Here is a 21,704-nt window from a genome sequence, read left to right as displayed (position 1 = left end):
ATGCGCGGTGACACGGATTCGTCCCCCCACGTCCCGCAGATGCGGGCGTTGCTGTTCACGGACCTGTGCGATTCGACGACGCTGGTCGAGCGTATCGGCGATGCCGCCGCCGCCGAACTGTTCCAGCAGCATGACCGCCTGGTGCTGGCCATGCAGCAGCGCTGGCGTGGGCAGCAGATCGACCGCTCCGATGGCCTGTTCCTGTTGTTCGAACGCCCGGTCGATGCGCTGGGGTTCGCACTGGATTACCAGCAGGGCCTGCGCCAGCTGGGCCAGGGCAACAACGTGCCGCTGCTCGCCCGCGCCGGCCTGCACGTGGGCGAGGTGATCCTGTGGAAGAACAGCGCTGAAGCCGTCGCGTTGGGATCCAAGGCAGTGGAAGTGGAAGGGCTGGCCAAGCCGATGGCCGCACGCCTGATGCAGCTGGCGCGGCCGGGACAGATCCTGCTCTCGGCCACTGCCGAATCGATGGTGCGGCGCGCCGCCGATGGCATGGGCGAGGTTGGCAACGGGCTGAAGTGGAAATCGTTCGGGCGTTGGCGTTTCAAGGGCGTGGCGCAGCCGATGGAAGTGTTCGGGGTGGTGTCGCCGACGGTGCCGCCAGTCGGTCGCCCGCGTGCCACGCCGAAGGCGATGCGTGATATCCCGCCGTGGCGGCGACCGATGACGATGGTGGCGGAGGCGACGTTCGCGGTGACGCTGGTGGTGGGGGTGTGGCTCATGACCCGGCCGGCGCCAGCGATCGCGTTTGTCGAAAGGGATTGGGTAGTACTTGGTTCGCTCCATAACAAGACCGGGGATCCACTTCTAGGAGATGCGTTGCAGCAGGCATTCCGAATCAGTCTTGAGCAGTCCCAGTACGTAAATGTGCTCAGTGAAATGAAAATCAGGGAAACCCTGCGCAACATGCAGCGGGATCCAGGAGAACTACTGGATCGAGCTTCGGCTAATGAAGTTGCGATCCGCGACGGGGCAAAAGCCGTCATCATGCCCTCAGCCGTTGAGGTTCACGGGAAGCTCCGAATTTCGGTCGAGGTCCTGGACCCGGTAAGTGGGCGAACGGTCTACGCCGAACATGCCGATGGGCTGGGGCTCGAATCGGCGCTTGCTTCAACTGATCGCGTCGTGGCATCCATGCGAACGCGCTTGGGTGAGACTGTCCAGAGCATTGGCCGCGCGTCATCCCCGTTACCGCAGGTGGCTACTGGCAGCCTGGACGCGCTACATGCGTACGCGACGGGCATGAAGGCCTACGGCGAACTCCACTACGCGGACGCACTTGGATTTTTTGAACAGGCGGCGCGATTCGATCCAGGCTTCGCGTCCGCATATCTGGCCCAGATGCGCGTTCTTTTCGCCTCCGGCGATAATCTCCGGGCGCGCGAACTACTTGCGCGCGCCGAAGGGCTGAGCAACCGGCTTCCTCCGCGTGATCGCTTGTATCTGGACGCCTGGTCTGCCGAACTGCAGGGAAAAGGTGTTGCCGAGAGCGCCATCAAGTGGAAGCTGCTGGGCGATCTCTATCCCGACTATCATGCGGCGCACGCGAACCGGGCGAATGCGCTTTTCAGTCTGGGCGAGTACGCGGCGTCGGAGCAGGAAGCAGGCCGTGCGGTGGTGCCGCAGAATCCCCTGCGTTCACTCGCGCTGCAAATGCGGGCGAGAGCTAGATTCGCACAGCAGAAAGTTGAGGCTGCAATCATCGATTACCGCACGGTCCTGAATGCAGGGAAGGCACCACCCAATCGCGAACTGGCTTCCGCTCTCGCAACCACGGGTGACTATGGGGCAGCCAACAGGATGCTGGATTCGATTCCGGCAGATAGCCTGCCTGCCTGGATACAGCGCATAGCGGTGGCATTGGACGAAGGCTCGCCAGGGCAGGCACGCATTGCCTTGGTAGAGGCAACCCGACGTTGCCGGATGAAAGGCCATGTATGCAACGTTTTCCGTGTCCAAGGGTTGACACTGGATGTTCTCTCTTCCGATCCCCCATCCGTTGTGGTCTTCCGGCAAGCACTGCAGTCGATGTACAGCGATGCCCAGCAGGCTGATGGGGCAGACCGTGCCGAGTGGGCATTCATGGGGACGGCCGGACTTTATCTGGCTCAACGCGCAGGGTATGACCACGTCGCTGAAGAATGGATTGATCGCTATGCCGAGCTAGGCCAGGCACTGGCCGATCCTCGTGCACTTCAGATGGTGGAGCTGGTCCGCGCGGTGAGCCTGTTCCGCGACGGACACCAGCACGAAGCCATTGAGCGATTGCGTGCTGGAATGGATGGCCGCGAACTATTCCAGGCACACGTATCCTTGCACGACATGTACCTGGACAGTGGCCAACCTGAGCTGGCCGAAGGCCAGCGACACTGGGTGGCAGAGCACACCGGGCTCGCCTACGTGGAGAACCCGGGTACATATGCATTGATGGCGCTGAACCTGGGCGACGTGCATCGCCTTCGGCAATGACGCGTTCGTATCAGGCCTGTGGGTCGCGATTCATCGTCACATCTACTTGGCCTGCTACGAAACAGTGCGGAACGTAGAACGAGGCGTGAGAAGCGAGGAAGTCAAGTAGACGGTTGCGTGACAGCTGGAACTCTTCCTTGCTCGCCAGTGGTCCGGCTGATTCACAACAGAGGCTGGAAAGGCCAGCTTCGGTGCTGATCTCTGCCAAGGCGCTGGATGGGTTACGTTCAAAACGAACGCGAAACCCATCATCGGTGCTCAGCAGGTCCAGTAGTCTGGATGCATCTTCGCTGCTGAGTGGCTTCTTTTCGGATGTCATGATAATTGGCTGCGTGAGTGACCGGGCGTCCACGGGTGTAACGGATGCAACGCCCCTCGCCCATCTAGCACTAGCGACTGGTGAGACGGAAACTTTAAGCTTGCGGCCAGACGCCTGATATCCGGCCGTTGTTGGTCACCATCTGGGGGCTTGCGTACTGCTTTATCTGGCCAGACGCGCTCGGAAGGCTCGAAAACTCTAATCCACGCAGGAAATACATGAACGCCTCGAGGTACCGTCGATGCCACGCCGTGGCTGTCATCCCGAATGAGCAGCCACTTTTTTCATTGGAAAATTTGCTGGCAGGTGGAACAGGGGTCGAGTTTGAACAGCAGTTGCAGGTGCGGGCGGCACATCTGGATTTACCGGTGGTATTGACGCCTGAGGCCTGCGCGCTACTGCTGGAGACCAGCGCTGAGCAGTGGCGGTTGTTGCCCGAGGATACCCGGGCCCGGGGGCTGGTCCAGGATCTGCTCGCCGTGGGCCTGCTGATCGTGGAAGAGGGGGAGCCCGCGCAGCCTAGACAATCCGACCAGCGGGTGCGTGACGGCCACTGGTGGGCGCTGTCGGCCATTCACCACAGGCACTCGCGTTGGGCAGGCGTGGACAGCGCCAGTGACATGGTGAAGAACCATCTGGTTACCGCGCAGGATCTGGTTCAACAACTCGGCAAGCCCCCAGCCGAAGCGCCCGACCGCCAGGCGGGCGCTATCGCGCTACCGCGGGCGATGCCTGACGCGGTCGCGGAACTGCTCGCGGGACGCACCACCTGTCGTAATTTTGATCCCGACAGGCCACTGCCACTGGATGTGCTGGCCGGCATGCTGCAGCACGTGTTGATGGCACAGGCACAAGTGGAGACGGAGCCCGGTGTGCGCTTCTTGAAGAAGAACGTGCCCTCGGCAGGCAGCCTGCACCCGCTTGAGGCATTCGTCGTCGCGCGGAATGTCGAAGGGCTATCGACGGGCATCTATCACTATCACGCCGTTGCCCATGAGCTTGGACGGGAGGCCACGCAACCCGAAGATATGGACGGATTCTGTCTGCGTTTGCTGTCGGGGCAGCATTGGTTCGCCTCAGCGCATGCGATGGTGGTCCTGGTCTGCCGCTTTGGCCGAAACTTCTGGAAGTATCGCAATCATGCCAAGGCATACCGGGCGGTAAGCCTGGATGTCGGCCATGTCTCGCAGGCTTTGTACACGGCCGCCACAGCCAAAGGCCTTGGAGCCTTTGTCACGGCTGCCATCAATGAGTCCGAGATCGAATCGCTGCTGGGGTTCGATCCGATGGTGGATGGCGCCTTGGCTGTATGTGGATTCGGCTGGCGGGCGGACGCCATGGCCACTGCAGAGTTCGATCCGGCGGGACAGGTCTGGACGCACTGGGGCCAGACCTGAGACACGCGATGTTCAAACTGCGGTGGGTGGAGCAGGCGAGCATGCGGGCACGTGACTTCAGGCGCCACCCGCCTCGAAATCCACCAGCACCGCCCCATCGCCCACCTGCTCCCCCGCCTTGGCGCGGAATCCATGCACCGTCCCATCCGCCGGCGCGGCCAGGGTGTGCTCCATCTTCATTGCCTCCAGCACCACCAGTGGCGTGCCGCGGCTGACCTTGCTGCCCGGCTCCACCAGCGTGGCCACGATCTTGCCGGGCATCGGTGCCAGCAGGCTGCCGGCATCGGCACTGGCCTGTTCGGACTCGCCCACCGGGTCATGCACGGTGAAGCGATGCTGGCCGTGCGTGGTGAACAGATAGACCTGGGCGTCGTCGCGTTGCGCGGTTGCACGCATGCGGCGGCCATCCAACTGCACATCCAGTTGCCCGTTGGCGAACCGACCCGTTACCTGCAACGCCAGCTCATCATCGCGCTGCACCTGCCAGCCGCCGGCCTGCGCCACCACGCGCAGCGTGTGCTGCCGTTCGCCCTGTTGCAACGGCAGCACGCGCGCCGCTGCGGTGCCGATGCGCCAGCCATCCTGCGCCCGCCACGGTGACTGCGTGTCCCGCGAATCGGACGCCGATTCCGGCGTGGTCACCACGGCGGCAATGGCGGCCAACGCCCACAACGATTCCTCGCCTGCCAGCGGTGCCGCCAGCGCTTCCTGCTCGCGCTCGATCAGTGCGGTATCCAGCTTCGCCTGCGAGAACGATCCGGTGCCCACCAGGCGCCGCAGGAAGCCGGCATTGGTGGTCACGCCCACCACCTGGCAGTCGGCCAGCGCCTGCTGCATGCGGCGCAAGGCAGCGGCACGATCCACGTCCCATACGATCAGCTTGGCGATCATGGGGTCGTAGAACGGGGTGATGGTGTCGCCCTGCTCTACGCCGGTATCCACACGTACATGGGCGCTTTCAACCGGCAGCCGCAGGTGGCGCAGGGTGCCGATGGACGGCAGGAATCCCTTGTCCGCGTCTTCGGCATACAGCCGCGCTTCCAGCGCATGGCCGTGGATGGCCAGCTCCTCCTGGCGCTTCGGCAGCAGCTGGCCGGCGGCTACGCGCAGCTGCCACGCCACCAGGTCGGTGCCGGTGATGAACTCGGTCACCGGATGCTCCACCTGCAGGCGGGTGTTCATTTCCATGAAATAGAAATCGCCGTCGGGCGAGGCAATGAACTCCACCGTGCCCGCACCCACGTAGCCGACCGCGCGCGCGGCGTCCACGGCGGCCTTGCCCATCGCGGCGCGGCGCTCGGCGGTCATGCCGGGGGCGGGCGCTTCTTCCAGCACCTTCTGGTGGCGACGCTGCACCGAGCAATCGCGCTCGAACAGATGCACCACGTTGCCGTGGCTGTCACCGAATACCTGGATCTCGATATGGCGCGGGCGCAGCACGTATTTTTCCACCAGCACGTGGTCGTTGCCGAAGGCCGAGCGTGCTTCGCGCTGGCAGCTGGCCAGCGCCTCGATGAAGGCCGCGCTGTCGTCCACGCGGCGCATGCCCTTGCCGCCACCGCCGGCGCTGGCCTTGATCAGCACCGGGTAGCCGATGGCATCGGCCTGCCCGCGCAGGAACTGCGGGTCCTGGTTGTCGCCATGGTAGCCGGGGGTCAGCGGTACGCCGGCCTGCTGCATCAGCGCCTTGGCCGCGCTCTTGTCACCCATCGCACGGATGGCACTGGCCGGTGGGCCGATGAAGACGATGCCGGCGGTGGCGCAGGCTTCGGCGAAACCGGCGTTCTCGGACAGGAAGCCGTAACCGGGATGGATGGCCTGGGCACCGCTGCTCCGCGCCGCCTCCAGGATCACGTCGGCGCGCAGGTAGCTTTCCGCCGCCGGTGCCGGGCCGATCGCGATGGCCTCGTCGGCCAGCCGCACATGGCGCGCGTTGCGGTCTGCATCCGAATACACCGCCACGGTGGCGATGCCCAGCCGGCGGCAGGTGGCGATGACGCGGCAGGCGATCTCGCCGCGGTTGGCGATCAGGATCTTGTTGAACATTCCGGAGTGCTCGGTCATGGCGCAGGTCACATGCGGAACACGCCGAAGCGTGTCTCGCGGGCCGGGGCATTGAGGCTGGCCGACAGGGCCAGGGCAAGCACGCGGCGGGTGTCGGCTGGATCGATGATGCCGTCGTCCCACAGCCGCGCGCTGGCGTAATAGGGGTGGCCCTGGCGTTCGAACTGGTCGCGGATGGGCGCCTTGAAGGCATCTTCTTCCCCGGCTGGCCACGCGCCGCCCTTGGCTTCGATGCCATCGCGCTTGACCGTGGCCAGCACGCTGGCGGCCTGCTCGCCGCCCATCACGCCGATGCGGGCGTTCGGCCACATCCACAGGAAGTTGGGCGAGTAGGCGCGACCGCACATGCCGTAGTTGCCGGCACCGAACGAACCGCCGATGACCACGGTGAACTTCGGCACTTTCGCGCAGGCCACCGCCATCACCAGTTTGGCGCCGTCCTTGGCGATGCCGCCCTGTTCGTACTTGCGGCCGACCATGAAGCCGGTGATGTTCTGCAGGAACACCAGCGGGATGTTGCGTTGGGTGCACAGTTCGATGAAGTGCGCCCCCTTCAGTGCGGACTCGGAAAACAGGATGCCGTTGTTGGCGATGATGCCGACCGGGTAGCCATGCAGGTGCGCGAAGCCGGTGACCAGGGTGCTGCCATAGCGCGGCTTGAACTCGTCGAAGCGGGATCCGTCCACCAGCCGTGCGATCACTTCGCGTACGTCGAAGGGCTTGCGCGTGTCGGATGGAATCACGCCATACAGTTCGTGCGCCGGGAACAGCGGTTCCTGCGGGGCCTGCAAGGCCATCGCCGGTTCCGGCTTGCGCCAGTTGAGCTGGGCGATGATCGCGCGCACGCGGGCCAGCGCCTGCAGGTCGTTGTCGGCCATGTGGTCGGCCACGCCGGACAGGCGCGTGTGCACGTCGGCGCCGCCCAGGTCTTCCGCGCTGACCACTTCGCCGGTGGCCGCTTTCACCAGCGGCGGGCCGCCCAGGAAAATGGTGCCCTGTTCGCGCACGATCACCGTTTCATCGCTCATCGCCGGCACGTAGGCGCCGCCGGCGGTGCAGCTGCCCATCACGCAGGCGATCTGCGGAATGCCCTGCGCGGACAGGTTGGCCTGGTTGTAGAAGATGCGGCCGAAGTGGTCGCGGTCCGGGAAGACTTCGTCCTGCAGTGGCAGGAACGCGCCGCCGGAATCCACCAGGTAGATGCACGGCAGTCGGTTCTGTTCGGCCACTTCCTGCGCGCGCAGGTGCTTCTTCACCGTGACCGGATAATAGGTGCCGCCCTTGACGGTGGCATCGTTGGCCACGATCACGCATTCCACGCCGCTGACCCGGCCGATGCCGGCCACGACGCCCGCGCAGGGTACGGCGTCGTCATACATGCCATGTGCGGCCAGCGGTGCGATCTCCAGGAACGCACTGCCCGGGTCCAGCAAGGCATCGATGCGGTCGCGTACCAGCAGCTTGCCGCGTGCGGTGTGTTTCGCCCGCGCCGCTTCACTGCCACCCAGCGCGGTGCGCGCCAGCGTGGCGTGCAGGTCGTCGACCACCGCCTGCATCGCCGTGCGGTTGGTCTCGAAGGTGTCGCTGCCAGCCTGCAGCTGGGTGCTCAAAGTACTCATGGAAGGCCCTTACAGCGTGCGCTGGAACAGTTCGCGACCGATCAGCATGCGACGGATTTCCGATGTGCCGGCACCGATCTCGTACAGCTTGGCATCGCGCCACAGGCGGCCGGTGGGATACTCGTTGATGTAGCCGTTGCCGCCCAGGATCTGGATCGCCTGGCCGGTCAGCCAGGTGGCTTTCTCGGCGGCGTACAGGATCGCGCCGGCTGCATCCTGGCGGGTGGTGCCACCCTGGTCGCAGGCACGCGCTACCGCATAGACGTAGGCACGGCAGGCACCGAGGCCGACGTACATGTCGGCGATCTTGGCCTGGATCAGCTGGAAGCTGCCGATCGGCTCACCGAACTGGTGGCGCTGGTGTACGTAGGGCATCACCACGTCCATGGCTGCGGCCATCAGGCCCAGCGGACCGCCGGACAGCACCACGCGTTCGTAATCCAGCCCGGACATCAGCACGCGCACGCCGCTGCCTTCCGCACCCAGCACGTTTTCCACTGGCACTTCGCAGTCCTGGAACACCAGTTCACTGGTCGGCGAAGAGCGCATGCCCAGCTTGTCCAGTTTCTGTGCGGTGGAGAAACCTTTCATGCCCTTCTCCACCAGGAACGCGGTGATGCCCTTGGCGCCCGCTTCCGGATTGGTCTTGGCATACACCACCAGCACGTCGGCATCGGGGCCGTTGGTGATCCACATCTTGTTGCCGTTGAGCACGTAGTGGTCGCCGCGCTTGTCCGCGCGCAGCTTCATCGACACCACGTCCGAACCGGCGCCGGGCTCGCTCATGGCCAATGCGCCGACCAGCTCGCCGCTGCACAGGCCAGGGAGGAAACGCTGCTTCTGTTCCTCGGTGCCGTTCTTGCGCAGCTGGTTGACGCACAGGTTGGAGTGCGCGCCGTAGGACAGGCCGATGCCACCGGAGGCGCGCGAGATTTCCTCCATCGCCACCACGTGGGCCAGGTAGCCCATGCCGGTGCCGCCGTATTCCTCTTCGACGGTCATGCCCAGCAGGCCCTGCTCGCCGAACCTGCGCCACAGGGCCAGCGGGAACTGGTTGGTTTCGTCGGCGTGGGCGGCCAGCGGGGCGATCTCGGCGGCAGCGAACTGGGCCACGCTGTCGCGCAGCATGTCGATGTCTTCGCCAAGGCCGAAGTTGAGGGAAGGAACGTGCATGCGGGCGACTCCACGTAATGCGGCAGATGGGGGCGCCGGTGGGGGGGCGGACAGGATGTCCGCGCGGGCGATGGCTCCAGACTAGCGGGCTTTGGATAAAAAGTGAACACAAGTTCAAAAATTGAACCTACAATCATCCCATGGCTTACAAACGCTCTCCGCTGATGGAAGAACGGATGGCCGGGGCGCGCGAGCGCATCTTGGTCGCGGCCCGCGAACTGGTGGCCGCCGGCGGCTATCGCAATGCCCCGGTGACCGCCGTGGCTGCCCAGGCGGGCGTCTCCACCGGACTGATCTACCGCCACTTCCCATCCAAGGCGGAATTGTTCGTGGAAGTGCTGAACGCGGCGGTGGCGCATGAGATGACCATCCTCGAAGGCATCGCGGCGGGCAGCGAGCCGGCGCCCGAACGCCTGCGGCTGGCGATCATCGCCTTCGTCCGCCGTGCCTTGGCCGGACCGGGGTTGGCCCATGCCTTCATCGTCGAACCCGTGGACCCGGAGGTGGACGCCGAGCGCCTGCGCGGGCGCCTGCGTTTCGGTGGCGTATTCCGCGCCCTGGTCGAAGACGGTATCGCCAGCGGCGCGTTTCCCGCACAGGATGTGGACGTCACCGCAGCCTGCATCGTCGGTGCCTTCACCGAAGCGTTGGTCGGGCCGACCGCGCCGAGCCGGCAGGCACATCGCGATGAGCACGCGCTGGCCGAATCAATCAGCGCGTTCTGTCTGCGCGCGGCAGGCGGATAGAGCCGGGCAGCGGAGCGCCATGCCCGGCAGCCTTCCGGTGGACGAGGAGGGTTGATCGTTTCCAGGCCTGCCCCGGCCACTGCCGGATTGGTGCGATGCGTCACTGAACATGCCTGTTGCCGCATGCTGACTGCGTTCTATACTCGCCCGAGCAGGCTCGCTCGCTCAGCCGTGGTCCACCGACTACCAGCCAGGGGTAACGAAGAGTGCGGAATCATGATCTTGAGTTCCTGAAACGTTTTTCCATGGTCATCGGTCTTCTCGTGACGATCACCCTGGGGTTGATCCTGCTGGCCGCATGGCTGCATACGCGCATTCCGGCGGAAGTGTCACCTACCGCGGCCAAACGCACTGAACAACGCATTGCCCCGGCTGGCGCGGTCTATGCCGGCAGCACCGGCGCCGCCGCCCAGGCCGCTGCCCAGGCAGCGGCGTTGGCCAAGGCCGCATCCCAGGTGGCGTATGGCGGTACCACCGATGGCAAGGTGATCTTCGACAACCTGTGCACGGCCTGCCACACCACCGGTGTCGGCCTGGCGCCCACCCTGGACCACTCGCACTGGGATGCGCGCATCGCGCAGGGCAAGGAAACCCTCTACAAGCATTCCATCGAGGGCTTCACCGGTCCGGATGGCGGCATCATGCCGCCCAAGGGCGGCAACCCGGCGCTGACCGAAGAACAGATGCATGCCACGGTCGACTGGATGCTCGACAACCTGAAGTAGGGCGGTCCATGACCTGCTGACCCCGGTCGCGCCGGTCCTGCGCTTTGCCGCTTGCGGCCAACCGCCAGGCGTGGCATCAGGCTTTCATCTTTTGTGGTTACAGTGACGGCATCCCCTTCCGTTGCTGCTGTAACCGCCTGGAGCCGTTGTCGATGCGTCGTTGCCTGCTTGCCCTTGCCGTGGCTTTGTCCGTTCCTGCCGTCTTTGCCCAAGCCCAGCCGGATGCACGACCCTCGGCAGCGCCGCAGGCCATGCCGGGCCAGCTGGCCACGCCGGCCGACAGTGGCAGCATCAGCCTCGCCCGCGTGCCCAGTGACTGGCATGCGCTGGACGGCCAGTACGTACGCATCGCCGCACCGCTCACCCTGGTGGGTACCGATGGCCTGGAGCGCTTCGGCCAGCTCACGGTCGCCTTTGAAGACCGCCTGTGGCAGCCCACCGAAGTGGCCGCGCCGGGAACGGCCGGTTTCAGCCAGGTGACCGCCAACAACCAGCGTCGCCGCCTGCTGCTGGATGACGGCAGCGATGCACGCGATCCGCAGCAGGTGCCTTACCTGCCCGCTGGCGCCGTGCTGCGCACCGGCATGGCGCTGCGCGGCGTGGAAGGCCGCGTGCACGTGGACGCACAGGGACGCCCCAGCCTGCAGTTGGGACGCATGCTGGAGCTTCCGCCGCTGCAGCGTCCACAGGTACCGACGGTGCCGGGCACGCTGAAAGTGGCCGCCTTCAACCTGGAGAATTTCTTCAACGGCGATGGCCAGGGCGGCGGCTTTCCGACCCTGCGCGGTGCACGCACGCTGGAAGAACACCAGGCGCAGCTGAAGAAACTGATCGCCACCATCGGGCCGCTGGATGCGGACGTGGCGGCCTTGATGGAGCTGGAAAATGACGGTTACGGCCCACAGTCGGCCATCGCCGCGCTGGTCGATGCGCTCAACGCCGCCCCGGACAGCCATGGCGACTGGCGCTTCGTTGACGCCGGCAAGGGGCCGGGCGACAACCCGATCCGGGTCGGCATCATCTACCGGTCCAGCCGCCTTACCCCGTTGGGCAAGCCGGCCACGCTGGAAGGCGGCCCCTTCGCCGAACACAGCCGCGTGCCATTGGCGCAGGCGTTCCAGGCCGGGGACGGCGTCCCCTTCATGGTGGTGGCCAACCACTTCAAGTCGAAAGGGTGCCGTGATGCCAGCGGCGCCGACGCTGACCGCGACGATGGCCAAGGCTGCTGGAACGCGACGCGGGTGACCTCGGCGCAGCAGCTGGATGCCTGGATGCAGCGCGATCCCACCGGCACGGGCGCGCGTGACGCCGTGCTGCTGGGCGACTTCAATGCGTATGCCATGGAAGACCCGATCCGCACCCTGCGCAAAGCCGGCTGGCAGGATGCGTTCGCGCTGGCCAAGGTCGAGCGTCCGTACAGCTACGTCTATAACGGCTATAGCGGCCGGCTGGACCACGCATTGCTCAATGCCGGCATGGCCAGGCGCCTGGCCGGTGCGGCGGAATGGCACAGCAATGCCGATGAAATGGATGCCAGCGGCTACCAACAGCGGAACGTGGACGGGCCGTGGCGCAGTTCCGACCACGACCCGTTGCTGCTGGGTTTCGATCAGTAGCGACGCCGAATTTCGAACGTGGCCCGGCAGCCATTGTTGACCCAGACTGCGCTTCGGTCCTGTCCCCAGTCGCGGCCGGCGACGCACGGTGATTGCGAATCCTGGCTGGCCAGCCGTACGTCATCTCCGCGCGACAAATCAGCTTCGCAGCGGCTGTAGCGATGATCCTGGCTGTTGCAGCGGATGACGTCCACACGTGAGGGATAAGGTCGCGCAGGCCCCGACGATGGGTAATCGTCCCACGCTCCACCAGGAACAGTGCCGCAGCCGGAAACGGCAAGGCCCATAAGCCCCATCATCACGCTGTTCTTGATCTGACCCCTCATCCCATCACCTTCTGATTGTTTCCAGTGTGGGCAGTCTAGGGGTGTGCTGCAGGCCATGGACGGCAAAGCGGTGACGGGCATCTCAGCATTGAAGAAATCAAATGTATCCGAGATTTGCCCGCATACAGCCAATTGTCATGGCGGGCTCAGCCAATTGCGATCAGGATGATGGCCACTACGGCAAGCAGCAGTCCCAGCCGGTTCCACACGCTGACGCGCTCACCGAAGACCGACACCCCCACCAACGTGCCCAGCACCACCACGCCGATGTTCATGCCGGCGAACACCGTGGCCGGGCTTTCGGGCAGGGCTTGGTGCGCGTGCACATAGAACAGGATGTTGCCGCCATTGAGCAGGCCCAGCAGCGCGCCGGCGCCGAGGTTGCGCCAGGCCAGCCGGCTGCGGCCGCTGGCATGCCGCCATAGCTGCAGCGCCAGCATCAGCACGAAGGCCAGGCTGAAGCACACCAGCAGGGCGGCCATCGAGGGCGTCCCGGACAGTGCGACCTTCTTCAGCAGGATGTCGACCGCTGCGAATCCGACCCATACGCCGAGCAGCCAGCGCCAGCCGCCCGGGGACGTCGCCGCTGCCGGTCCGCGCGGACGCAGGCTGATCGCCACCATCGCCACCAGGCCCAGGCCCAACCCCGCCAGTTTCCACGGCGTGGCCGTCTGGCCAAAGAACGCGAAGGCGGCCAGCAGCGAAAGCAGCAGCGACAGCCGCTGTGCCACGTCGCTGCGCACGATGCCGGCCACCGCCACCGCCCGGCCCAGCACCAGGAAGATCGTCGGCAGCACCACCGCCAGCGCCAGCAGCGCGGCCCAGGGGGCGTGCGTGGACTGCAGCGAGGCCATCGGCGGGCGCAGTACCAGGCCGGTCAACGCAGCGGCCACCAGGTAGTTCCAGGTGACCATCTGCGCGACATCCAGCTGGCGGGGGCGTGCCAGCTTGAGCAGTACCGACACCAGGACGCTGCAGATCACTGCGAAGACAAGGAAGAACATAGGGGCCGGGAGCAGGGAGCGGGTGGGGGACGCTATCATGTTGCCATGCGCAATCCATCTTTCCCCCTGCAGTCGGAAACCCTCGTCCTCGATGGCCCGGTCGGCCCGCTGGACGTGGCGGTCGACCTGCCCAAGCCCGACGTGCCGGTACAGCCGGTGACCGCGATCGTCTGCCATCCGCTCTCCACCGAGGGCGGCACGATGCACAACAAGGTGGTCACCATGGCGGCCAATTCGCTGCGTGACCTCGGCGTGGCCACGGTGCGCTTCAACTTCCGCAGCGTGGGCGACTCTGCCGGCAATTTCGACCATGGCAACGGCGAGCAGGACGACCTGAAGGCCGTGGCCGCCTGGGTGCGCACGCAGCGTCCAGGCGACCAGCTGTGGCTGGTGGGTTTCAGCTTCGGTGCCTATGTCTCGCTGAAGGCCGCCGCCGAGGTGCAGCCGCAGGCCCTGGTGTCCATCGCGCCGCCGGCCGGTCGCTGGGACTTCGAGGGCATACACCCCCCGGCCCAGTGGCTGGTGATCCAGGGTGAGCAGGATGAGATCGTCGAGCCGCAGGCCGTGTTTGATTGGCTGGACACGCTGGATGCGCCGCATGAACTGGTGCGCATGCCGGACACCAGCCACTTCTTCCACCGCAAGCTGATCGACCTGCGCGGCGCGATCACCCACGGCGTGAAGCGCTGGCTGCCGGACGCGGTGGCATGAGCGAGGCGGTGATGACCCCTTCGCAGCGCTATGCGGAGGGTGCCGCGCGCGGTGAATGGCAGGACGATCCGGCACAGCACGCAGCGCTGGCCGAACTGGACCGCATCCACCTGGCGCTGATGGATGATGCCGATGACGGCTGGCTGGACCGGTTGTCGTCGTTCTTCAAGAAGCCGGAGGCGGTGAAGGGCCTCTACTTCTGGGGTGGCGTGGGCCGTGGCAAGACCTTCCTGGTCGACCTGTTCTACGACGGGCTGCCGATCCAGCAGAAATACCGCACCCATTTCCATCGCTTCATGCGCGGCATCCACGAGCGCCTGCGTGAACACCAGGGACAGAGCGACCCGCTGGCGAAGATTGCCCAGGAATGGCGCGGCAACCTGCGCGTGCTGGTGCTGGATGAGTTCTTCGTCACCGACATCGGTGATGCGATGCTGCTGGCGCGCCTGCTGGAACGCATGTTCGCCGAAGGCGTGACCCTGGTGACCACGTCCAACACGGCGGTGGAGAACCTGTACCTCAATGGCCTGCAGCGCGACAGCTTCCTGCCTGCCATCGACATGCTGCAGCGCTACTGCGTGGAGCTGTACGCCGAAGGCACCGAGGACTACCGCATGCGTGCGCTGACCCGTTCACCGGTGTACCGCACGCCGCTGGCCGAAGACAGCGATGGCTGGCTGGCCACGCGCTGGGCCGACCTCAGCGGCGGGCAAACGGCCAAGACAGGCAATATCGAGATCGAGGGCCGCAAGATCCCGGTCCGCGGCCGGGGCAAGAGCATTGCGTGGTTCGACTTCGCCGCGCTGTGCGAGGGCCCGCGCGGGCCTTCGGATTACATCGAGATCGCGCAGGAGTTCAATACGGTGCTGCTGGGCGGCATTCCGGCATTCGATCGCAGCAACGAGGACGCCGCACGCCGTTTCGTCAACCTGATCGACGAACTGTACGATCGCCACGTCAACCTGGTCTGCACCGCCGCCACGTCACCGGTGGAGCTGTATACCGGCACCCGCCTGCAGGGCGCGTTCGAGCGCACCGCCTCGCGCCTGATCGAAATGCAGAGCGCCGAATACCTCGGCACCCCACACCGCGCGTAAAAAGGGGACGGAGGGGATTAAGTCGCATCTGGTCTTAACGGGCCAGATGCGACTTAATCCCCTCCGTCCCCTTTTTATTCGCCGCGCTCCAGCAGCCGCAGCGGCTGGCCGTTGAACTGCACCTGCAGGGCATCGTGTACGTCGGCCAGTGCCTGCACCTGCGGGCACAAGGCGTTGGCCTTGGCTTCCAGCTGCTGTCCGCGTGCTTCCATGCGTTGCTCCAGTTCGGTTTCCAGGCTGTCGGCGCGGCGCTCCATGGCCCCGGCGCGGCCAGTGAACACCTGCCACAGCACGCTGCGGGTCAACGAGGCGGCCAGCGCTTCGGCCATCTCTTCCACACGGGCCTCGAAGCCTTCGCCAAAGGTCGACTGCTCCCAGTAGCCGCGCCCCAGGCTGTCGTCCACCCACGCCTGGGCCTCGCGCCGTACCTTGCGCACCTTGCGGGTGTTCTTGCTTCCGGTCATCACCTCGACTACCCCGTCCACCGCATCGAAGGTCAGGTCCACCACGTCGCGCGCCAATCCGGCGGCCTCGGGCATCAGTCGCCGCGCGCTGGCTTCCAGCTGGCGCAGGCGGGCGGCATCGGCCTCGTTGACCTCGACCATCTTTCCGTCCAAGCTCAGTTCGCCGTCATGGAACACCACTTCATGCGGGGCCTGCGGGCCGTGCCGCAGCCAGACGCCCCCGCTGTCCACCAGGACGTCGTAGCGGGTGGTGATGCCGCACTGGTCTGATTGCAGCGACGGCGCCGAACCCGATCCGGGTTCGCCCATCGCCGGCAGCGCAACGGCCGCCAGCAGCAGGAAACAGGGCACGCGGTTGATCATGGGGGACACCTCCAATGTGAGCCTGCAGGATCGGTGCTGGCACCTCCTGCGGCGAGGGCCGGAAGTCACTGCGCCGACCGGCCTTGCGCAGCCAGCTTCGTGTAGCTTGCGTGAAGGCGATTGTTGCGTTCATCGGAACCCGTTGTCGCACCAGAATCGCGACTTCCACCCTTGACTGCGCATTGGTTTGTGGCAGGTCCCGACGTCGGTGTGGGCGCCTGAAAGTCCTGATCCTTGCGCCACAAGGGATTGAGCGAAATCCCTACATTTGGCGTTGACGGACCCCTGGACCCCCACTATCTTGTGGCTGTCGGTGCCGGCGACCACAAGTCGCCGGTCCGGACGGGAAGTCCGGGTTGCCTGCTGGCAGGGCTTGCCGACAGCCGCATATGCACGTGTGCGGCGCTGGCTGCGTGATCTCCGGTCGGGTGACCGGTGTTGCGGGCGCGGTGTGCGGGCAAACCGCCACCGTCGCGCCTTATGCGACGCCACTTCCCCATCCTGATCGATCCGCACCGGATCTGGTGCCTGCCTGGCAGGTGCGCCGTGCACCCCAACTCACGCTTAGAGGACCACCGCCGTGACCACCGAAAACAGTGCCACCATCGAAAAGGAAAGCGAGTTCCTGTTGACGTCGCCGCCGGCCGCGCACGCCATGAGCGTGACCAAGCGCAATGGCACGACCGAACTGGTGGACCTGAACAAGATCGTGCGCGCGGTGCAGCGTTCGTCCGAAGGCCTGCATGCGGTGGATCCGATGCGCGTGGCGACGCGGACCATTTCCGGCCTGTACAACGGCGCCACCACCCAGGAACTGGATGAACTGTCCATCCGTACCGCGGCGCTGCTCATTGGTGAAGAGCCCGAGTACGGCCGCCTGGCGGCGCGCCTGCTGGCCAACTACATCGCCAAGGAAGTGTCCGGCCAGGAGATCCATGCGTTCTCGCAGTCGGTGGGCCGTGGCCACGAAGTGGGCCTGATCAACGACCGCCTGCTGGGCTTCGTGCAGACCAACGCACGCAAGCTCAACGACGCCATCGATCCGACCCTGGACCTGCATTTCGATTACTTCGGCCTGCGTACCCTGTACGACCGGTACCTGCTGCGCCATCCGCATACCCGCAAGGTCATCGAGACCCCGCAGCAGTTCTTCCTGCGCATCGCCAGCGCGCTGAGCGAAGACGTGCCCGAAGCCCTGGCGCTGTACAAGCGCATGGGCAACCTGGACTACCTGCCGTCGTCGCCGACCCTGTTCAACTCCGGCACCACCCACGAGCAGCTGTCCTCGTGCTTCCTGCTGGATTCGCCGCAGGATTCGCTGGAGTCGATCTACTCCAAGTACGGCGACATCGCCCAGCTGTCGAAGTTCTCCGGCGGCATCGGCGTCAGCTACACCCGCGTGCGTTCGCGTGGTTCGCTGATCAAGTCCACCAACGGCCACTCCAACGGCATCGTGCCGTGGCTGAAGACCATGGATTCGTCGGTGGCGGCGGTGAACCAGGGCGGCAAGCGCAAGGGCGCGGCCTGCGTTTACCTGGAAACCTGGCATGCCGACATCGAGGATTTCCTCGAGCTGCGTGACAACACCGGCGACGAATCGCGCCGTGCGCACAACCTGAACCTGGCCAACTGGATCCCGGACCTGTTCATGAAGCGCGTGGAAGCCGACCAGGAATGGTCGCTGTTCGATCCGCGCGTGGTGCCCGAGTTCACCGACCTGTTTGGCGAAGCCTTCGAGACCGCCTACGTGCAGGCCGAAGCGCAGGGCAAGGCCAACCGCACCATCTCCGCGCGCAAGCTTTACTCGCGGATGATGCGCACCCTGGCCGAGACCGGCAACGGCTGGATGACGTTCAAGGACAAGTGCAACCGCGCCAGCAACCAGACCCTGCGCCCGGGCAACGTGATCCACCTGTCCAACCTGTGCACCGAAATCCTGGAAGTCACCTCGGCCGAAGAAACCGCGGTGTGCAACCTGGGCTCGATCAACCTGGGCAACCACTTCGACGGCCACGGCGAGTTCGATTTCGACAAGCTGGCCGACACCGTGCGCCTGGCCGTGCGCCAGCTGGACCGCGTGATCGACCTGAACTTCTACCCGATCGAATCGGCACGCCGCGGCAACCTGCGCTGGCGTCCGGTCGGCCTGGGCTGCATGGGCCTGCAGGACGTGTTCTTCCGCAAGCGCCTGGCCTTCGACAGTGCCGAAGCCCGCGCGCTGTCGAAGAAGATCGCCGAGACGATCTATTTCCACGCGCTGGAAACCTCCTGCGAACTGGCCCAGGAACGCGGCAAGCATCCGTCCTTCGCCGACACCCGTGCGGCCAGTGGCGAACTGCAGTTCGACGCCTGGAACGTGGTGCCGGAAGACGGCGAGCGTTGGGATGTGCTGCGTGAGCGCATCAAGGAACACGGCCTGCGCAACTCGCTGATGATCGCGATCGCACCGACCGCCACCATCGCCTCCATCGCCGGCTGCTACGAGTGCGTGGAACCGCAGGTGTCCAACCTGTTCAAGCGCGAGACGCTGTCCGGCGACTTCCTGCAGATCAACCGTTACCTGGTTACCGAACTGAAGAAGCTGGGGCATTGGACGCCGGAAATGCGCGATGCGATCAAGCTGGCCGAAGGTTCCATCCAGGGCATCATGCAGATCCCGGAAACGCTGCGCCATGTGTACCGCACCGCCTGGGAACTGCCGATGCGTTCGCTGATCGACATGGCCGCCGACCGCGGCGCGTTCATCGACCAGTCCGCTTCGCTCAACCTGTTCATGGAAAGCCCGAACATCGGCGCCATGTCCTCCATGTACATGTACGCCTGGAAGCAGGGCATCAAGACCACGTACTACCTGCGTTCGCGTCCGGCGACCAAGATCGCCAAGACCACCGTCAGCAGCCACGTCGCCGCTGTCGACCCGGTGGATGCGATCGCCTGCTCGCTGGAGAACCCGGAAAGCTGCGAGGCGTGCCAATAATCGCGCCGTGCCGGCCCCCGGGCCGGTACCGCTGACACTGTAGAGCCGGGCCATGCTCGGCTGCTTTCACCGTAAAACCTAGGAAACACCCATGGCCGATAAACCCACCCAGATGCTGCTCGACCCAGGTTTCGAACTGACCCTGCGTCCGATGCGCTACTCGCAGTTCTATGAGATGTACCGGAACGCGATCAAGAACACCTGGACGGTGGAAGAGATCAACTTCCAGATCGACATCAGCGACCTGCACAGCAAGATGTCGCCGGCCGACCGCCACCTGATCCACCGCCTGGTCGCGTTCTTCGCCACCGGCGATTCGATCGTGTCCAACAACCTGGTGCTGAACCTGTACCAGCACCTCAACGCGCCCGAAGCGCGCATGTACCTGTCGCGCCAGCTGTACGAAGAAGCGCTGCACGTGCAGTTCTACCTGACCCTGCTCGACAACTACCTGCCGGATCCGGACGAGCGCGTCAAAGCGTTCGCCGCGGTGGAGAACATCGATTCGATCAAGAAGAAGGCGGATTTCTGCTTCAAGTGGATCGACTCGATCCAGGACCTGCGCCGTATCGAAACGCGCGAGCAGCGTCGCCAGTTCCTGCTCAACCAGATCTGCTTTGCCGCGTGCATCGAAGGCCTGTTCTTCTTCGCCGCGTTCGCCTACGTGTACTACTTCCGTTCGCGCGGCCTGCTGAACGGCCTGGCCTCGGGCACCAACTGGGTGTTCCGCGACGAAAGTGCCCACATGGAATTCGCGTTCGAGTGCGTGGACGTGATCCGCGAGGAAGAGCCGGGCCTGTTCGACGATGCGATGAAGCAGCAGGTATACGACATGCTGGCCGAAGCGATCGAATGTGAAGTGCAGTTCGCCGAAGACGTGCTGTCCGGCGGCGTGGCGGGCATTTCCACCCGTGACATGCGCCAGTACCTGCAGCACTGCGCCGACAACCATTTCCACCGCCTGGGCATGGAAAAGAAGTACAACGTGCGCAACCCGCTGTCGTTCATGGAGCTGCAGGACGTGCAGGAGCTGACCAACTTCTTCGAACGCCGCTCTTCGGCCTACCAGGTCGGCGTGAAGGGCGAAGTCGCCTTCGACATGAACTTCTGACCAACTGCCTGCCGCTGCGCTCGCCGAGCATGGCTCGGCGCTACCAGTGCAGGGTTACCGTTGCGGTAGCGCCGAGCCATGCTCGGCGAGTGATCTGGTAGCGCATAGCCATGCTCGGCGAGCGCAGCGGCAGCAGCACCCGAAAGGGACGGATGCGACATAATCGCTCCGTCCCTTTCTCATGCCGGTATCCCCATGCCCGCCCAGCCCGAATCCGTGCCGCCGACCGAAGTGCGCATGGCTGAAATCGTCTTCCCCAACCACACCAACCACATGGGCACGCTGTTCGGTGGCCAGGCGCTGGCGTGGATGGACAAGGCCGCCTTCCTGGCGGCTGCCCGTTATTCACGCCGCACGGTGGTCACCGCGCGCAGCGACCAGGTCGACTTCAAGCTGCCGATCCGCATCGGCCAGATGGTGGAAACCATCGGCCGCATCGTCGAGGTCGGCCGCAGTTCGATGCGGGTGGAAGTGGAACTGATCGCCGAGGACCTGCACAACGGCGAACGCAAGCTGTGCACGCGCGGCCACTTCGTGATGATCGCGCTGGACGGCGAAGGCCATCCCACTGCGGTGCCTGCGCTGCCTGAAGGCCTGCCGGCCCCTTGAGGGCCGCTTGCGTGGGGGCCGCCACGCCCCCATCTGGATTCCCATGAGCCAGCCGCTGACCGATTTCATCACGCGCGCCCGCCGCCTGTTGGTGTTGACCGGGGCCGGCTGCAGCACGGCTTCGGGCATCCCGGACTACCGCGATGTCGATGGCCAGTGGAAGCGCACGCCACCGGTCACCTACCAGGCTTTCATGGGTGAAGCGGCCACGCGCCAACGCTACTGGGCGCGCAGCCTGGTCGGTTGGCCCCGCTTCGGCAATGCCCGCCCCAACGGCACGCACCATGCATTGGCGGCGCTGGAAGCCGGCGGCAAGATCGAGCTGCTGCTCACCCAGAACGTGGATGTCCTGCACCAGCGTGCGGGCAATCGCAACGTCATCGACCTGCATGGCCGGCTGGACCTGGTGCGTTGCATGGGCTGTGAACGACGCAGCGGGCGCGAGGATTTCCAGCAACGCCTGCTGGCCGCCAATCCCGGCTGGGACACGCTGGAGGCCGGCATCGCCCCTGACGGCGACGCCGACCTGGAAACGGACTTCTCCCGTTTCGTGGTGCCTGATTGCCTGTACTGCGGTGGCCTGTTGAAGCCGGACGTGGTGTTCTTCGGCGAGAACGTGCCGCGCGAGCGCGTGGCGGCGGTGCACGACCACCTGCAGCGCGCCGATGCGGTGCTGGTGGTGGGTTCCTCGCTGATGGTGTATTCCGGTTTCCGTTTCGTGCAGGCGGCGGCCAAGGCCGGCATTCCGGTGGCGGCATTGAACCGGGGGCGTACCCGTGCCGATGAACTGCTGGCGTTCAAGGACGAGCGCGATTGCGCCGAGGCTCTGGCGCCGTGGTTGGCCGGGTAGCGCCGCGCCATGCTCGGCGGGCGTGAAGCGCGCGGATGGATTCCGCCGAGCATGGCGATCGGAA

18 protein-coding genes are annotated in these 21,704 nt (G+C 65.2%); 11 read left to right on the top strand and 7 right to left on the bottom strand.

The genetic code is table 11. The features are described 5' to 3' along the window. Complete coding sequence (locus tag H4O11_RS18060) at positions 1 to 2,469, top strand: putative peptide modification system cyclase (RefSeq protein WP_182341950.1); 2,469 nt, start codon at positions 1 to 3, stop codon at positions 2,467 to 2,469. A gap of 10 nt (positions 2,470 to 2,479) precedes the next feature. On the opposite strand, the gene H4O11_RS18055 is transcribed toward H4O11_RS18060, so the two are convergent. After that, on the bottom strand, positions 2,480 to 2,788 hold the full coding sequence (locus H4O11_RS18055; RefSeq protein WP_182341947.1) for an NHLP-related RiPP peptide: 309 nt from the start codon (positions 2,786 to 2,788) through the stop codon (positions 2,480 to 2,482). Between the two features lie 218 nt (positions 2,789 to 3,006). On the opposite strand from H4O11_RS18055, the gene H4O11_RS18050 reads away from it, so the two are divergent. Beyond that, positions 3,007 to 4,185: a putative peptide maturation dehydrogenase gene (locus H4O11_RS18050; protein ID WP_246333603.1), complete on the top strand. Its 1,179-nt coding sequence runs from the start codon at positions 3,007 to 3,009 to the stop codon at positions 4,183 to 4,185. A gap of 57 nt (positions 4,186 to 4,242) precedes the next feature. Here H4O11_RS18050 and H4O11_RS18045 read toward each other — a convergent pair whose 3' ends face one another. Genes H4O11_RS18045 through H4O11_RS18035 form a run of 3 tightly spaced genes read right to left on the bottom strand, consistent with a single transcriptional unit; the run spans position 4,243 to position 9,041 of the window. Next, entirely contained in the window at positions 4,243 to 6,231 is a 1,989-nt protein-coding gene (locus tag H4O11_RS18045) for an acetyl/propionyl/methylcrotonyl-CoA carboxylase subunit alpha (protein ID WP_182342004.1), read from the bottom strand. A gap of 26 nt (positions 6,232 to 6,257) precedes the next feature. Continuing rightward, positions 6,258 to 7,868, bottom strand: a complete 1,611-nt coding sequence (locus H4O11_RS18040; protein ID WP_182341941.1) for a carboxyl transferase domain-containing protein — start codon at positions 7,866 to 7,868, stop codon at positions 6,258 to 6,260. Between the two features lie 9 nt (positions 7,869 to 7,877). Then, entirely contained in the window at positions 7,878 to 9,041 is a 1,164-nt protein-coding gene (locus H4O11_RS18035; RefSeq protein ID WP_182341938.1) for an isovaleryl-CoA dehydrogenase, read from the bottom strand. 140 nt (positions 9,042 to 9,181) lie between these two features. Here H4O11_RS18035 and H4O11_RS18030 point away from each other — a divergent pair, with 140 nt between their 5' ends. From H4O11_RS18030 to H4O11_RS18020, 3 genes are all read left to right on the top strand, one after another. Continuing rightward, entirely contained in the window at positions 9,182 to 9,787 is a 606-nt protein-coding gene (locus tag H4O11_RS18030; protein ID WP_182341935.1) for a TetR/AcrR family transcriptional regulator, read from the top strand. A gap of 206 nt (positions 9,788 to 9,993) precedes the next feature. Next, a complete protein-coding gene (locus H4O11_RS18025) occupies positions 9,994 to 10,512 on the top strand; it encodes a c-type cytochrome (RefSeq protein WP_182341931.1) in 519 nt (172 codons plus the stop codon). Positions 10,513 to 10,664: 152 nt separating this feature from the next. After that, positions 10,665 to 12,128: an ExeM/NucH family extracellular endonuclease gene (locus H4O11_RS18020; RefSeq protein ID WP_182341928.1), complete on the top strand. Its 1,464-nt coding sequence runs from the start codon at positions 10,665 to 10,667 to the stop codon at positions 12,126 to 12,128. Here the strand turns inward: H4O11_RS18020 and H4O11_RS19615 are convergent. Both H4O11_RS19615 and H4O11_RS18010 read right to left on the bottom strand, forming a co-directional pair. Then, positions 12,122 to 12,415: a DUF3011 domain-containing protein gene (locus H4O11_RS19615; RefSeq protein ID WP_425506091.1), complete on the bottom strand. Its 294-nt coding sequence runs from the start codon at positions 12,413 to 12,415 to the stop codon at positions 12,122 to 12,124. The two genes, H4O11_RS18020 and H4O11_RS19615, sit on opposite strands and share 7 nt — an antisense overlap. Before the next feature lie 185 nt (positions 12,416 to 12,600). Next, positions 12,601 to 13,458: an EamA/RhaT family transporter gene (locus H4O11_RS18010; protein WP_182341922.1), complete on the bottom strand. Its 858-nt coding sequence runs from the start codon at positions 13,456 to 13,458 to the stop codon at positions 12,601 to 12,603. A 45-nt stretch (positions 13,459 to 13,503) separates the two neighbouring features. Between H4O11_RS18010 and H4O11_RS18005 the strand changes: the two genes are divergently transcribed. Together H4O11_RS18005 and zapE are read left to right on the top strand one after the other, a co-directional pair. Further along, on the top strand, positions 13,504 to 14,169 hold the full coding sequence (locus tag H4O11_RS18005) for an alpha/beta hydrolase (RefSeq protein ID WP_182341920.1): 666 nt from the start codon (positions 13,504 to 13,506) through the stop codon (positions 14,167 to 14,169). Continuing rightward, entirely contained in the window at positions 14,166 to 15,266 is a 1,101-nt protein-coding gene (gene zapE / locus H4O11_RS18000) for a cell division protein ZapE (RefSeq protein WP_182341917.1), read from the top strand. The genes H4O11_RS18005 and zapE overlap by 4 nt, the downstream gene beginning before the upstream one ends. Before the next feature lie 74 nt (positions 15,267 to 15,340). On the opposite strand, the gene H4O11_RS17995 is transcribed toward zapE, so the two are convergent. Beyond that, the gene (locus tag H4O11_RS17995; RefSeq protein ID WP_182341914.1) at positions 15,341 to 16,093 is read right to left on the bottom strand and encodes a DUF2884 family protein; all 753 of its coding nucleotides are present in this window, start codon (positions 16,091 to 16,093) and stop codon (positions 15,341 to 15,343) included. A 580-nt stretch (positions 16,094 to 16,673) separates the two neighbouring features. Between H4O11_RS17995 and H4O11_RS17990 the strand changes: the two genes are divergently transcribed. From H4O11_RS17990 to H4O11_RS17975, 4 genes are all read left to right on the top strand, one after another. Further along, entirely contained in the window at positions 16,674 to 19,070 is a 2,397-nt protein-coding gene (locus H4O11_RS17990; protein ID WP_182341912.1) for a ribonucleoside-diphosphate reductase subunit alpha, read from the top strand. A gap of 91 nt (positions 19,071 to 19,161) precedes the next feature. After that, complete coding sequence (locus H4O11_RS17985; protein ID WP_182341909.1) at positions 19,162 to 20,181, top strand: ribonucleotide-diphosphate reductase subunit beta; 1,020 nt, start codon at positions 19,162 to 19,164, stop codon at positions 20,179 to 20,181. A gap of 195 nt (positions 20,182 to 20,376) precedes the next feature. Continuing rightward, positions 20,377 to 20,790, top strand: a complete 414-nt coding sequence (locus H4O11_RS17980; RefSeq protein WP_182341906.1) for an acyl-CoA thioesterase — start codon at positions 20,377 to 20,379, stop codon at positions 20,788 to 20,790. A gap of 43 nt (positions 20,791 to 20,833) precedes the next feature. Further along, positions 20,834 to 21,640 carry an NAD-dependent protein deacetylase gene (locus H4O11_RS17975; protein WP_182341903.1) on the top strand — a complete coding sequence of 269 codons (807 nt, stop codon included), beginning with the start codon at positions 20,834 to 20,836 and terminating at the stop codon, positions 21,638 to 21,640. Positions 21,641 to 21,704 lie beyond the last annotated feature (64 nt).

It is taken from the genome of Stenotrophomonas tumulicola (assembly GCF_014117215.1).
In the GTDB taxonomy this organism is placed as follows: Bacteria; Pseudomonadota; Gammaproteobacteria; order Xanthomonadales; family Xanthomonadaceae; genus Stenotrophomonas; species Stenotrophomonas tumulicola.
This window is presented reverse-complemented; position numbering and strand designations above follow the sequence as displayed.